The following is a 12,886-nucleotide window of genomic DNA, read 5'->3' as shown; positions in this document are numbered from 1 at the left end:
GGCTCAGCCGAACGGGCTGTCGAAGCCGCGTTCCGACATCTGCCGGGCCATCGCCGTCAGGTCGGCGGCGAACGCGGCGACCCGGTCCGGGGTGAACCGGATCGAGGGCCCGCTCAGCGCGAGCGCCGCGACCACCGCGCCGGAGCGGCCGAGGATCGGCGCGGCGACCGCGGACAGCCCGGCCTCGCGTTCCCCGTGACTCTCCCCGTAACCGGCGGCGGCCGCCGCGTCGATCCACTCCCGCATCACCGCCGCGTGGCCCGGGCCGTGCGGCGAACCCTTGGCGATGCGTTCCAGCAGGGCCGGGGAGGCGTCGCGCAGCAGTACCTTCGACGACGCGCCGGCCCACATCGGCAGCTCGTCGCCGACCCGGACGACGTGCCGCAGCGGCTGCGGGCTCTCCTGCTGGGCGACGCAGACCCGGTAGACGTCGCGGGCTACATAGAGGTTGACGGTCTCGCGCTGGCGGGCGGCCAGCTCGCGCATGCCGGTCTGGGTCTCCGGCGGCAGCTCCCAGCTCTTGCGCGCCAGGTGCGCCCACCGCCACAGGCCCGGCCCGGCCATGTAGCCGTTCGTGGTGGCCCAGAGCAGCCCGTTGTGTTCCAGCGTCGACACCAGGCGCAGCACGGTGGTCTTGGCGAGCCCGGTCGCCTCGACGATGTCGCGGACCGAGACCACGGGCCGGTCGTCGGTCAGCAGGCCGAGAATTCCGAGCGCACGCTGCACGCTGCGGACCCCCTGCTGGTCAGCGGCCTCCGGCGACTCCACAGATCCACACTCCTCGCGTCCTGGCGGTTCGGCCGCAGACCATCCTGCCGTGCCGGGCCCGGATTCACACATTCGTAACGGCCTCTTGCCAGATCCGGCGGTCGCCCGTACGTTACACGCCATCCACACAGCGGTCCATTCGGTCCGTCTGACGGTCGTCCCTCGGAGTGAGAGAGGCCCTCGTTGACCACATCCGTTTCTGCGCAGCGGGAAACCAGGGAGCCGGCGATCCTGCGCGCCTGGGGCTCGATCGAACTGGGGATCGCCGTCGCGGCGCTGGTAGTGATCTTCATCAGCGTGCTGTGGCAGGTGGTCAGCCGATTCGTGCCGCCGCTCAACTGGCCCGGGGTCGGTGAGCTGGCGAGCTACTCGCTGATCGTCCTGACGTTCATCATGGTCGGCTACCTGATCGGCAACAACGGCCACATCACCATCCAGATCATCGACTACCTGGTGAAAGGCCGTGCCTTCACGATCGTCAAGGCGGTCTCCGCGGCGTGCACGGCGGTGATCTGCGCGATGCTGGTGTGGGAGGCGTACCACCTGATCCTGGCGTACTCGGCGCGGCGCACCGCGGCACTCGGCATCCCCATCTGGATCCTCTACGCGGTCCCGCTGGTCGGCTTCGCGTCCGGCACGGTACGCGCGATAGTGCGGATCTTCACGGCCGGCCGGCCGGACGTCGTCTTCGACGCGGCGGAGGCGAGATGATCCTCGAACTCTGGATGGTCGGCGTCGCCATCGCCGTGCTCCTGGCGATCCGGGTGCCGGTCGGGCTCGCCTTCATCGGACCCAGCCTCTGGTGGGCCCTCGCCGACGGCCGCTCCGCCGGGTTCGCGCTCAAGACCACCTTCGACGGGCTCAACAGCTTCCCGCTCCTGGCCGTCCCGCTGTTCATCCTCGTCGGGGTGCTGGCCAACCGGCTCGGCATCGCCGACCGGCTCTACGAGTTCTGCCTCGCCGCGCTCGGCCGGCTGCGCGGCAACCTGGCCTACGTCAACGTCGGCTCCGCGGTCGGCTTCTCCTGGATGAGCGGATCCGCCCTCGCCGACGTCGCCGGCCTCGGCAAGATGCAGATCCCGCAGATGGTCAAGGCCGGCTACCCGCACGGCTTCGCCTCCGGCCTGACCGCGGCGTCGTCGCTGATCAGCCCGGTCATGCCCCCCAGCATCCCGGCCGTCATCTACGCCGCCACCGCCACCGTCTCCACCGGCGCGCTGTTCGCCGCGTCGGTGCTGCCCGCCTTCGCCATGGCGATCGGGCTCTGCGTCTACATCCTCATCTGGACCGCCCGCCGGCCCCAGTTCGTCTCCGTGCCGTTCGACCGGGCCCGGTTCACCCGCGCCTCGATCGGCGCCATCGGCCCGCTGTTCACCCCGGTGCTGCTGCTCGGCGGCATCCTGTCCGGCACCTTCACCCCGACCGAGGCGGCCTCGGTCGCGGTGCTCTACATGCTGATCCTCGGCGTCGTCTACCGCACCGCCCGGGCCCGGGTGCTGCTGCAGGCGGCTCGCGAGACCGCCGTCATCACCGCCGGCATCATGCTCATCCTCGGCGCCGCCGCGCTGCTCGGGCTGATCCTCACCCGCGCCCACGTGTCCCGCGACGTCGCCGAATTCCTCACCGGCGTCTCCGACAATCCATGGATCTTCATGATCCTGGTCAACGTCATCCTGCTCATCCTCGGCTGCCTGATCGACGCCACCGCGATCATCCTGGTGACGGTCCCGGTCCTGCTGCCGATCGCGATCGGTTTCGGCATCGACCCGATCTACTTCGGCGTCGTCATGATCATCAACTTGATGATCGGGCTGCTCACTCCACCGGTCGGCAGCGTCCTCTACATCACCAGCTCGGTCACCGGGAAACCCGTCGACGTCATCTTCCGCGGCGTCGCCCCGTTCCTCGTACCCCTGCTGCTGGTCTTGATCGTCGTCACCGCCCTGCCCGGCCTCGTGCTGTGGCTACCCCGTGTGCTCGGATTCTGAAGATTCGGGAGAAACGCCATGAGAAGAATCGCCATCGCCCTCACCGCCCTTCTGCTCGTCACCGGCTGCACCACCAGCGACAACACCACGGCCGAGGAGGGTGAGAACCCCACGCTCACCCTCAAGATCGGCAGCTCCCAGCCGGAGACCCAGCCCAACTTCTACTGCGGCATGAAGCTGCTCAAGGACCGCATCGAGGCCCAGCAGGACCTCAACCTCACCATCGACATGTTCCCGAACAGCCAGCTCGGCCCTGACGCCGAACGCTTCGCGGGAGTGCAGAGCGGCGACATCGACATCGACCTGCAGGGCGGCTCGGCCATGTCGACCGCCTTCCCCAAGATCGGCGTGCTGGACGCCGCCTACGCCTTCAACGACATCGACCACTTCTTCAGCTGGGTCGACCAGAGCGGCAAGGAGTTCTTCACCGAGTTCAACACCGCCACCGACACCTCCATCCTCGACGCCTGGTACTTCGGCATGCGCACCTTCACCGCCACCAAGCCGATCCGCAAACCGGCCGACCTCGGCGACCTCAAGGTCCGGTTCCCGAACACGCCGCAGTTCCTCGCCAACGCCGAAGCCCTCGGCGCCAACGCCGTCGCCATCGCCGTCGAAGAGCTCTACCTCGCCCTGCAGCAGGGCGTCGCCCAGGGCCAGGAGAACCCGGTGGTCGCCACCCACGCCCAGAAGTTCGACGAGATCCTCAAATCCGCCAGCCTCACCAACCACCAGGTCGGCGTCCACTTCGTCGTCGTCTCCGACAAGACCCTCGACAAGATGAGCCAGCCGCAGAAGGACGCGCTCACCAAGGCCGTGCACGACATCCGCGCCGAGAACCGCAAGTGCGTCGACGACGAGACCGAGAAGGTCCTCGACGGCTGGCGGGCCGACTCCACCCGCACCGTCGTGGAGATCGACCAGGTCGACCGGGCCGCGTTCATCAGCAAGGCCGAGGCCTACTTCAACAGCCACTACACCGGCGAGAACCTCGAGCTCTACAAGAGCATCCGAGCGTCCGCCTGATGGATCCCGTGCTGATCGGACTGGTCGGTGCCGGCATCGGCCAGTCCCATTCTCCGCTGCTGCACCAGTACGAGGCCGACCGGCACGGCATCCGGCTGCTCTACACCACCATCGACTCGCACGACCGTAGCCTGCACCCCGCCGACCTGCCCGACCTGCTGCGCTGGGCACGCACCCTCGGCTACCGCGGCCTCAACGTCACCCATCCGTTCAAGCAGCTGATCATCGGCTACCTCGACGACCTGTCCGCCGAGGCCCGCGTGCTGGGCGCGGTCAACACCGTCGTCTTCGACGACAACGAGATCAAAGGGCACAACACGGATGCGTACGGGTTCCGGACCGCCTTCGCCGCGCATTTCCCGTCCGCACCGCGCGAGCACGTCGTGCAGCTCGGTGCGGGCGGAGCCGGCGCCGCCGTCGCGCACGCCATGCTCACCCTCGGCGCCGCACATCTGACCATCGTCGACGTCGACGAGTCCCGGGCCGCCGAACTGGCCACCCGGCTCGGCGCCGGCCGGGTCAGCACCGGCACACCGTCGTCGCTGAGCACTCTGCTGGCCGGCGCCGACGGCGTCATCAACGCCACCCCGGTCGGCATGGACCACCACCCCGGCTCACCGGTCGCCGCCACCGACCTGCGCCCCGGCCTGTGGGTGGCCGACCTCGTCTACCGGCCCGCCGACACCGCCCTGCTGCGGGCCGCCCGATTCGCCGGCGCCGCCACCCTGCCCGGCGTGGCGATGAGCGTGCACCAGGCGGTCGCCGCCTTCGAACTGTTCACCGGCGTCCCCGCCGACCCCGCCGCGATGCTCGCCGACTCCGCCGAACTGCTGCGCGCCGGCGGATAGGCCGGTATGCCGCCACCGCTCTGGACCGTCACACCGTTCCTGCTGCTGCTCGCCGCCGTCGCGCTCCTCGAAGTGCTCGCCGCCGGCTGGTGGAGCCGGCTCGCCCACAAGGCACTGATCGCCGGCCTCGCCGCCACACCCGCCGCCCTGCACCTGCTGTTCACCGACGGCGGGACGACCGCCCTCGCCCACTCCCTCAGCGAATACCTCTCCTTCCTGGCCCTGCTCACCGCGCTGTTCGTCATCGCGGGCGGCATCGAGGTACGCGGCTCGCTCGCCGGAACACCGCTGTCCAACGCCGGCATGCTGGCCGTCGGCGCCGTGCTCGCCAACGTCGTCGGCACCACGGGCGCCGCCATGCTGCTGATCCGGCCGCTGCTGCGCGCCAACGCACGGCGCGCCAGCCGTACGCACCTGGTCGTCTTCTTCATCCTCATCGTCGCGAACGCGGGCGGGCTGCTCACCCCGATCGGGGACCCACCGCTCTACCTCGGTTTCCTCAAGGGCGTGCCGTTCGCGTGGACGCTGCGGTTGTGGGGGCCGTGGCTGTTCGTCAACGCCGTCCTCATCCTGCTGTTCAACCTGGTGGACCAGTTCCTGGTCAACCGCGAGGAACGGCGCGACCCGGCCGCCGGGCTGCTCGACGAACTGATCGTCCACCGGCCCCTGCGGCTCGCCGGCCGGCGCAACGTGCTGCTGCTCGGCGCGGTCATCGTCGTGCTCATCGGCAAAGGAACCGTGACACTGCCCTTCGGCGTACCGGAAGCCGCCCTGCTGACCATCGCGTGGGTGTCGTACCGGATCACGCCCCGCGCCATCCACGACGGCAACCACTTCACCGTCGGCCCGATCGCCTCGGTGGCGGTGATCTTCGCCGGCATCTTCGTCACCATGACGCAGCCGCTGCTGCTGCTCAACGCCCACGCCCAGCAGATCGGGCTGCACCAGCCGTGGCAGTATTTCTGGGCCTCCGGCGCGCTGTCGTCGACCCTCGACAACGCACCCACCTACCTCGCCTTCACCTCCGTCGCCGCCGGGCAACTCGGCATCAGCGTCGACGACCCCACCTATCTGGCGTCACTGATCAACGTCCCCGGCGGCACCGAACTGCTGGCGGCGATAGCCTGCGGGTCGGTGATGATGGGGGCGCTCACCTACATCGGCAACGGGCCCAACCTGATGGTCAAGGAGATCGCCGAGGAACGCGGGGTGCTGATGCCGCATTTCTTCGCCTATGCGCTGCTCGCGGCGGTGATCCTGCTGCCGGTCCTGGTGGCGGCGACATTCCTCTTCTTCGCATCGACAGGCTAAGATCCACAACTCTGATCGTCCTTCGGTGAGGATGTGGGCCTTGACCACGGACAGCGACTACCTCGGCCAAGTCCGCAGGGCCGGTTCGTACCCGCAAGCGCTCCGGGCCGGCCGGCTCTATTTCGGCGGGCTGTTGTGGATGATGGGATCCGCATTCGTCGTTTCCTGCGCCGGTTGGGGCCTCCCGTTCTTCTGGCTCAGCGCCGCGGCGATCCCGTTCATCGTGGTCGGTGTGCTGGCCGCCCGGAAGGCGTGGTCCAGACTGGAGCGGGAGCTGCCCGGGATGCCACAACGGGAGGTCAGGTCGGCCTCGATCCTCGCGACCCTCCAGGATCTCCTGCGGCGGCGGTGACCGCCGCGGGCCGGCGCGAAGCAGAGTGGACGGCGACCGCTGCAATGGAGGTGTGCCCACTTTCCGCTCTCGACTGTCCGCTGCCCGCACTGCTTGGCGAACCGGCGTGCAGGCGTCGCCTCCCGCCGCGCCACCCGGTCGTTCGCCGCGTGCCCGGCGGTTGCCGGCCGCTGCCGAACCTCGCCTGCTGCCGCGGCCGATACCTTCCCGTCCAGCGGCGCCGGCCCGGGTGCAGTTGGCGACCGTCGGCCAGATCGACCTGAAGCCCGATTGGTGGCAGAGGGTGACGGCGATCGCGGGCCTGCTGTCGGTTCTCGCCGTAGCAGTGGGGGTGTTCGTGACGAGCCACCACAGCCGCGAGCAGCAGAAGCTGGCCCTTCAAGGGCAGATCACGGACCGGTTCACCAAGGCCGTCGAGCAGTTGGGTCAGCCTGGGGTCGCGAAGGTCGATGTCCGGTTGGGCGCGATCTACGCCTTGCAGCGGATCATGCGGGATTCCGATGATGATCAGGCTGCGGTGGTGGACATCCTCAGTGCCTTCGTCCGTGGACACGCTCCGGCGCCTCGCCGCACGGAGCAGGTGACCGCCGGGGGCGTGCCCACTGCCCGGCCGGTGGACGTTCAGGCCGCCCTGACCGTGCTGGCGCGCCGTGACTCGGGCCTCGATGGGGAGGGCCGGGTCGATCTGTCCGAAGCCGACCTCAGCCTGGCGGCCCTCCGTGGTGCGAAGCTGCATCGTGCGGAGATGCTCTACGCGAACCTGCGCAACGCGAACCTGCGCAACGCGGACCTCCGCGGCGCGGACCTGAGCCGGGCGACCCTGCGCGGAGCCAACCTTCACGACGGCGCATTGGACGGCGCCGACCTGGGTGGCGCGAACCTGCGCGACGTGGAGCTGGGTGGCGCGAAGCTGGTCGGCGCGAACCTGCGGGGTGCGAGCCTGCAGGGCACCCGCCTGGCCGAGGCGGACCTTCGCGGTGCGGTCCTCCATGGAGCGGATCTGCATGGCGCGCTCCTCGAAGGAGCCGACCTCAGCGGTGCTCTGCTGGATCCCGACCAGTTGTGGTGTGCTCACCTCGATGAACGCACCGTGCTCCCGGAGGAACTGGTGCGGCCGTCACCGAGCGCATCCGATCTGGACTCGCAGTGCCGGATCCAGGAGTGACGTCGTCGGTGGGGCATGGGCTTTGGACCGGAGGACCCCGGCGGTGAGCGACCGGGGTCCTCCGGGCATCCAGACGGTCAGGCGAACAGGGTGGAGTCGGGTTGCAGCCCGATCGCCTGGGTCAGCTTGTTGGCGTAGCTGAAGAAGGCGGCGACCTCGATGGCCTCGACGATCCCGGCGTTGGTCAGGCCGACGTTGCGCAGCCGCTCGTAGTCCGCCTCGCCGACGAGGTGAGCCGCGGTGGTGACCTTGACCGCGAGGTCGACCAGCGCCTGGTCGCGCTCGTCGAAGTCGATCAGGTGGTGGTCGTCGGCGATCCGAGCTGCCCGCTCCTTGTCGCCGGTCGCCTTGGCGAGCCCGTACCGGTGGTTGGCGACGCAGTAGCCGCAGTGGTTCTCGTGCGCCACGATCACGGAGATGAGCTCACGCTCCTGGATCGTCAGGTGGTGGTTCGCACTGTCGTCCCACAGTGGTCCGTAGATGGCCAGCAGGCGCTCGAGGGTGGGCTCGTTCACGGCGTACCCGCGCAGCCAGTTCGGTACGTAGCCGTACGTCTTCTCGGCGGCATCGAACTGGCGCTGCAGCTTCGGCGAGACGTCCTCGCGGTCGACCCCGCCGAGCCGGGTGACGAGGTGCTTGGGGAGGGATACGACGGCTGCGGGGGCGGCGGTCTCGATCACGGTGGATGACACGGGCACTCCTTCGGCGAACGGTGACGATGCATTGCCTATCAAACCACTAGGTTTGCTAGGCTTAGCAACCCCATCCCAAGGAGAGTTCTGTGACCGCGCAGCTGACGACCCCTCACGACCACGTGACCGCGAAACCGCGAGGTGCCCTCGATCAAGCCGGTGCGGCAGCCCTCGCCGACGCCGTCGCCGCCCGCGCGGCCGAGCACGCTGCCGAGCGTGACCTCGCACGCAGCCACCCGGCCGACCTCCTGCGCGAGCTTGCCGGCAGCGGCCTTCTGGCGGTCACCGTGCCACAGGCCGACGGAGGCTCCGGCCTGCCGCTGTCGGTCGCCGGCGACGTCCTTCGCCGATTGGCCCGCGGCGACTCCAATCTCGCCCAGCTCGTGCTCGCACACTTCGTGCTGCTCGACGTCGCTTCACTCGCGAGCGGGCCCGAGCTGCGGCAGACCCTGCACCGGGTCGCGACCGGCGGCGGGTGGATCGGCAACGCGACCGCCGAGCGCGGCACCGCCCACGTCTTCGACCGGCGCACCTCCCTGCGCCGCGACGCTGACGGCACGGCCACCCTCAACGGACGCAAGTACTACGCCACCGGCGCGCTGGCCTCGAGCATCTTCGGCGTGGCCGCCAACCTCGACGGCGACTCGGCACATCCCGTGATCGCCTTCGTGCGCCCGGGCGACGCGGGCGTGACGATCGACGGCGACTGGTCCGCCTTCGGCCAGCGCAGCACGGCCAGCGGCTCGGTACACCTCGACGACGTGCCGGTGCCGTGGACCGACGTCATCGACCTCGGCGTCCAGCCCGCCGACCCGCCGCGCAGCCCAGTCGGTGCCTACGACCAGTTGCTGCACGCGGCCATCGACGTGGGCATCGCCCGGGCGGCGCTGGAGGACGGCGCGGCCTTCATCCGCGACCGGTCCCGGCCCTGGGTGGAGTCGGGCGTCGACCGGGTCGCCGACGAGCAGCTCGTGCAGCACCGGCTCGGCCGGCTCCGCGCCCTCGTCGCCGCCCTCGAGGCGCTCTTCGAGCGCGCCGGTGTCGCGGTCGACGCCACGCGTTCGGCGGAGCAGCCCGACGAGGAGGTGCTGATCGCCGCGTCGCTCGCCGTGGCCGAGGTCAAGGCACTGGCCCAGGAGATCGCCCCGCAGGTCGCCAGCGACGTGATCGAGCTGGCGGGCACCTCCTCCGCCGACGAGCGGCACGGGCTCGACCGGCACTGGCGCAACGTCCGCGTGCACTCCCTCCACGACCCCGCGCGGTGGAAGTTCGTCCACCTGGGCCGCCACCTCCTCGACGGCACGCCCCCGCCCAAGCACCCCCTCATCTGAATCCGTCGAAGGCGCCGCCGGCACCCCGACGTTCACCGCGAGCGGCCGGGCCCTGTATGACTGGGACATCGGGGCCACGCAGTCGCCGGGTGGAGGTTGGCCGAGGTGGATCGAGTGAGCGACGTCCGCCGTGAGCCAGGCTTCCAGCAGTGGATCGCCGAGCTTGCCGGCGGGGAACCGTTCGACTGGGATGCGGACGGCGACGACCCGGAGTTCCTGGACTGGATCACCGAGGTCTACGCCGGTAACGGCGCGATGCCGATGGAGCTGGTGAACCCGTTGGTGTTCGCCCGCCGAGTCGAGCTGGCGCAGCGGGCTCTGCAGCGCATCGCGGCACGGGCCGAGGTCGATCTCGGTCCACTGCCGGGCCTCACGGTCGTGACGACGCCACCGGACGCGCTCGAGCCGACCGGGGTGGTGCGCGTCGGTGGTTACGGGCAGCGGATCACCGGTCTGACGTTCGCCGAGGTCGCGCTCACGGTCGCCGACAACGTGCAGGAGTGGGTCACCCACGATCGCAGCCGGATCTGGCCGGTCTGTCCCGAGCACCGGCGCGGCCTGCACCCGCAGAGCGCGGATGGCGTCCCGTCCTGGGTCTGCCGGGAGGTCCCGCACGTGGTTTCACCGATCATCGATTAGTACGCCGGCGCGCTGCTGGACGGGTGCTCGACGCACCCGCCCGGCAGCGCGCCCACTCCGGTCGCCAAGAGCCGGAACGGGCCCGCGCTGGTGAGCCGCGTGGCAACCGACCGGCGGTCTCCGCCCGGGCGACGAGGCTGACGCTCACGTCGGCGGCGGTGTGCGTTGCCGGGTGGCCGTCCGCCAGATGCAGGGCCTTCGTTCGCGAGTCCGGGGTGCTGGCACGACTCCGCTACTCCGGAGGCGCCCGCTATTTTCCGGTGCGCTCGTCGTACTTCTTGCGGGCGTCGACAACTTCCTCGATGTGCTGCGTTGACCACTCCGTGAGCGCCTTCAGAGGGCCACGCAGGGTCTGGCCGAGCGGCGTCAACTCGTACTCCACGCGGATCGGCGCCTCCGGATACACCGTCCGCAGGATCAGCCCGTCGCGTTCGAGCGTGCGCAGCGTCTGGGTGAGCATCTTCTCGCTGATCCCTTCGAGCTGCTGCCGCAGCTGCGCGAACCGGCGCGCCCCATGCCTGCCGAGCTCGCCCATCACCAGGACGGCCCATTTGCTGCCGATCTGGTCGAGCACGTCACGCGATGGGCAGCCCCGCGTATAAGGGTCCCACGATGGTGTGGACTCGCTCACTTCCCGGACCGTCTCCACAAACCTCACCTGGATCCTTTCGCCTGAGTGGGCACCTTACCCGAAAGTTCGCCCTTACCAAAGGAGAGCGACCAGGTCATCGTGGGTTCACGTCGCGGAAATCCTGCGGCAGAAAGGTGCAACCGCCATGTCGATCGTTGTCACTGCAGCCTCCGGAAATCTGGGTCGGCTCACCGTCGAGGCGCTGCTGACCCGTGGGGTGCCGGCCTCCCAGATCGTCGCGACCAGCCGTGACATCAGCAGGATCAAGGACTTCGCCGACCGTGGTGTCGAGGTCCGCCGGGCCGACTTCGCGGAGTCCGACAGCCTCCCCGCGGCCTTCGAGGGCGTGGACAAGCTTCTGCTGATCTCCACCACGACCCCGAGCGAGCGCGTCGCCAACCACCGCCGCGCCATCGACGCCGCGGTGAAGGCGGGCGCGTCGCTGGTCGCGTTCACGAGCATGCTGCACGCGGACACGTCCACCACCGATCTTTCCCCCACCCACCGGGCCACGGAGGAGTACTTGCGCGAGCGCCTCCCCAGCGTGATGCTGCGCAACGGCTGGTACCTGGAGAACTACACCGACCAGCTTCCTCAGGTACTGCAGGGCGGAGCGCTCGTCGGGGCCGTCGGCCAGGGCAGGATCAGCGCCGCGACCCGAGCTGACTACGCCGACGCCGCCGCGGTCGTGCTGACTACCGAAGGCCACGACGGCAAGGCGTACGAGCTGGGCGGCGATGAGGCCTTCACCCTGACGCAGCTGGCCGCGGCGATCTCGGCCGCGACGGGCAGGCGGATCGGCTACACCGATCTGCCAGTCGACGAGTTCGCCCAGGTGCTGGTCGGCGCGGGCGTGCCCACCGAGCTGGCGCAGGTCCTTGCGGACGCCGACCGCGCCATGAGCCACGACGAGATGTTCACCGACTCGGGCGACTTGCGGCGCCTGATCGGACGGCCGACGACGACCCCGGCGGAAGCGATCGCCGCCGCCCTCCGCTGACCGAGGTTGACGTTGCCGTCGACCGGGCCGCAACTGAAGGGCAGGCCGACGCCGCTGCTGCCAGTCGGTGTGTCGGTCGCAAGATGACCTGCCCGGTCGCCCTCCGCCTGACCCCTTGACATGGTGGCAACACCCGCGCCGGGGATCGTGGGGCAACTTGTCTCAAGCCTATAGTCCTGAGCATGGCAGGCGGGAGACAGGCATTCATGGGCGCTCACGAGATCCGCGCCCGGCTCGGGAACCTCAGTCGGCAACGTGTCTACCAGCTCACGAGCCGTGCTGACTTCCCCGAACCGGTCGCTGACCTAGCCCAAGGCAAGATTTGGCGAACCGCGGACGTGGAGCGGTGGATCACCAAGCGCCGAGAGCGACTCGGCAACTGATCGGCAGGCCGATGTAGCGATGGCAAGCGGCCGGTGAGGAGGCTTCAGAGCGGAGGTCAAACGCGGGCGGTCGCGGTAAGGAGTCGGACGAGCAGGCACGCCTCCCACATGGCCGGTACGCCCGGCGCCGGTTGCCGGGTGGTCCCACGGTGACGGGCGGGGTCACGGGATTCTTCGTGATGGTGGTGCTGTTCGCCGTCGTGGTGTTCCGCAGTGTCGCCGGAGACGGGCGTGTGCCGGTGAGTTCGGCGGGCCTGGTGCTCGGCGGACTCGTCGGGGCGGTCCTCGGGCTGCTGGCCGGGCTCGTGGCCGGGCTCATCCTGGTGCTGCCGGCGACGCGCCTGCGTGACCGCCGCTCGTGGGGGAGAGGCGCGTGCGGGCTGGCGTGTGCCGGTGCGGTCGTGATGCCGTTCCCGATCGCCGGTTTCGGCTGGGGTCTCCGGCTCGACATGCCGGTCATCTGGTGGGCGGCGGGCCTGGCTCTGTACGCCGGCCTGGTAGGAGCCGGTACGAGCCGTGACGCCCCCGGGGTGAGCAGGGGCCGGGCGCAGGTGGCTAGCCGGCGCGGCGCCGGGGAGTCGACGGGCGGCGGTGCTGGGGGCGCAGGGGCATCGGTTCGGGGTCGTCGGCGGGGCCGGGGCTGGAGAACACCACGGGCGGCACTGCCGGCGGCCGCGGGCGGGCCGGCGTCGGGGTGGAATCTTGGTCGGGCATGGTCACACGCTAGCATCGAACGAATGTTCTAACCCCGG

15 protein-coding genes are annotated in these 12,886 nt (G+C 69.9%); 12 read left to right on the top strand and 3 right to left on the bottom strand.

What is annotated here, in order from left to right; translation table 11 throughout:
* Positions 1–3: 3 nt before the first annotated feature.
* A complete protein-coding gene (locus EP757_RS34480; protein ID WP_232050152.1) occupies positions 4–768 on the bottom strand; it encodes an IclR family transcriptional regulator in 765 nt (254 codons plus the stop codon).
* A 183-nt stretch (positions 769–951) separates the two neighbouring features.
* Between EP757_RS34480 and EP757_RS34475 the strand changes: the two genes are divergently transcribed.
* The 7 genes from EP757_RS34475 to EP757_RS34445 all read left to right on the top strand — a co-directional run bounded on the left by EP757_RS34475 (position 952) and on the right by EP757_RS34445 (position 7,458).
* Positions 952–1,479 carry a TRAP transporter small permease gene (locus tag EP757_RS34475; RefSeq protein ID WP_127552566.1) on the top strand — a complete coding sequence of 176 codons (528 nt, stop codon included), beginning with the start codon at positions 952–954 and terminating at the stop codon, positions 1,477–1,479.
* Complete coding sequence (locus EP757_RS34470) at positions 1,476–2,756, top strand: TRAP transporter large permease (RefSeq protein ID WP_127552565.1); 1,281 nt, start codon at positions 1,476–1,478, stop codon at positions 2,754–2,756. The genes EP757_RS34475 and EP757_RS34470 overlap by 4 nt, the downstream gene beginning before the upstream one ends.
* Before the next feature lie 18 nt (positions 2,757–2,774).
* Positions 2,775–3,782 (top strand): TRAP transporter substrate-binding protein DctP, encoded by a 1,008-nt coding sequence (dctP, locus tag EP757_RS34465; protein WP_127552564.1) that lies wholly within the window; start codon positions 2,775–2,777, stop codon positions 3,780–3,782.
* Positions 3,782–4,630, top strand: coding sequence for a shikimate dehydrogenase (locus EP757_RS34460; protein ID WP_127552563.1), 849 nt, complete (start codon positions 3,782–3,784; stop codon positions 4,628–4,630). Before dctP ends, EP757_RS34460 begins: the two co-directional genes overlap by 1 nt.
* 6 nt (positions 4,631–4,636) lie before the next feature.
* Complete coding sequence (locus EP757_RS34455) at positions 4,637–5,941, top strand: sodium:proton antiporter (protein ID WP_127552562.1); 1,305 nt, start codon at positions 4,637–4,639, stop codon at positions 5,939–5,941.
* 40 nt (positions 5,942–5,981) lie between these two features.
* Positions 5,982–6,293 (top strand): hypothetical protein, encoded by a 312-nt coding sequence (locus EP757_RS34450; protein ID WP_127552561.1) that lies wholly within the window; start codon positions 5,982–5,984, stop codon positions 6,291–6,293.
* A gap of 229 nt (positions 6,294–6,522) precedes the next feature.
* Positions 6,523–7,458: a pentapeptide repeat-containing protein gene (locus EP757_RS34445; protein ID WP_127552560.1), complete on the top strand. Its 936-nt coding sequence runs from the start codon at positions 6,523–6,525 to the stop codon at positions 7,456–7,458.
* Positions 7,459–7,535: 77 nt separating this feature from the next.
* On the opposite strand, the gene EP757_RS34440 is transcribed toward EP757_RS34445, so the two are convergent.
* Entirely contained in the window at positions 7,536–8,150 is a 615-nt protein-coding gene (locus tag EP757_RS34440; protein WP_160165973.1) for a peroxidase-related enzyme, read from the bottom strand.
* Between the two features lie 89 nt (positions 8,151–8,239).
* Between EP757_RS34440 and EP757_RS34435 the strand changes: the two genes are divergently transcribed.
* Together EP757_RS34435 and EP757_RS34430 are read left to right on the top strand one after the other, a co-directional pair.
* Positions 8,240–9,481 (top strand): acyl-CoA dehydrogenase family protein, encoded by a 1,242-nt coding sequence (locus EP757_RS34435; RefSeq protein WP_232050151.1) that lies wholly within the window; start codon positions 8,240–8,242, stop codon positions 9,479–9,481.
* A 114-nt stretch (positions 9,482–9,595) separates the two neighbouring features.
* The gene (locus EP757_RS34430) at positions 9,596–10,120 is read left to right on the top strand and encodes a hypothetical protein (RefSeq protein WP_127552557.1); all 525 of its coding nucleotides are present in this window, start codon (positions 9,596–9,598) and stop codon (positions 10,118–10,120) included.
* A gap of 250 nt (positions 10,121–10,370) precedes the next feature.
* Here EP757_RS34430 and EP757_RS34425 read toward each other — a convergent pair whose 3' ends face one another.
* Entirely contained in the window at positions 10,371–10,694 is a 324-nt protein-coding gene (locus EP757_RS34425) for a winged helix-turn-helix transcriptional regulator (RefSeq protein WP_370457725.1), read from the bottom strand.
* 202 nt (positions 10,695–10,896) lie between these two features.
* On the opposite strand from EP757_RS34425, the gene EP757_RS34420 reads away from it, so the two are divergent.
* From EP757_RS34420 to EP757_RS34410, 3 genes are all read left to right on the top strand, one after another.
* Complete coding sequence (locus tag EP757_RS34420; RefSeq protein WP_127552555.1) at positions 10,897–11,751, top strand: SDR family oxidoreductase; 855 nt, start codon at positions 10,897–10,899, stop codon at positions 11,749–11,751.
* A 206-nt stretch (positions 11,752–11,957) separates the two neighbouring features.
* Positions 11,958–12,134, top strand: coding sequence for an AlpA family transcriptional regulator (locus tag EP757_RS44230; RefSeq protein WP_127554581.1), 177 nt, complete (start codon positions 11,958–11,960; stop codon positions 12,132–12,134).
* A gap of 149 nt (positions 12,135–12,283) precedes the next feature.
* Complete coding sequence (locus tag EP757_RS34410) at positions 12,284–12,880, top strand: hypothetical protein (protein WP_127552554.1); 597 nt, start codon at positions 12,284–12,286, stop codon at positions 12,878–12,880.
* Positions 12,881–12,886 lie beyond the last annotated feature (6 nt).

The organism is Actinoplanes sp. OR16, assembly GCF_004001265.1.
Classification (GTDB): Bacteria; Actinomycetota; Actinomycetes; order Mycobacteriales; family Micromonosporaceae; genus Actinoplanes.
Note: the sequence above shows the minus strand (reverse complement) of the source record. Positions and strands in the feature narration are given on the sequence as shown.

Excerpts from the sequence above, each read along its gene's own strand:
- EP757_RS34420 (WP_127552555.1), top strand. The coding sequence starts at position 10,897 with ATGTCGATCGTTGTCACTGCAGCCTCCGGAAATCTGGGTCGGCTCACC.
- dctP (WP_127552564.1), top strand. The coding sequence starts at position 2,775 with ATGAGAAGAATCGCCATCGCCCTCACCGCCCTTCTGCTCGTCACCGGC.
- EP757_RS44230 (WP_127554581.1), top strand. The coding sequence starts at position 11,958 with ATGGGCGCTCACGAGATCCGCGCCCGGCTCGGGAACCTCAGTCGGCAA.
- EP757_RS34455 (WP_127552562.1), top strand. The coding sequence starts at position 4,637 with ATGCCGCCACCGCTCTGGACCGTCACACCGTTCCTGCTGCTGCTCGCC.
- EP757_RS34470 (WP_127552565.1), top strand. The coding sequence starts at position 1,476 with ATGATCCTCGAACTCTGGATGGTCGGCGTCGCCATCGCCGTGCTCCTG.
- EP757_RS34460 (WP_127552563.1), top strand. The coding sequence starts at position 3,782 with ATGGATCCCGTGCTGATCGGACTGGTCGGTGCCGGCATCGGCCAGTCC.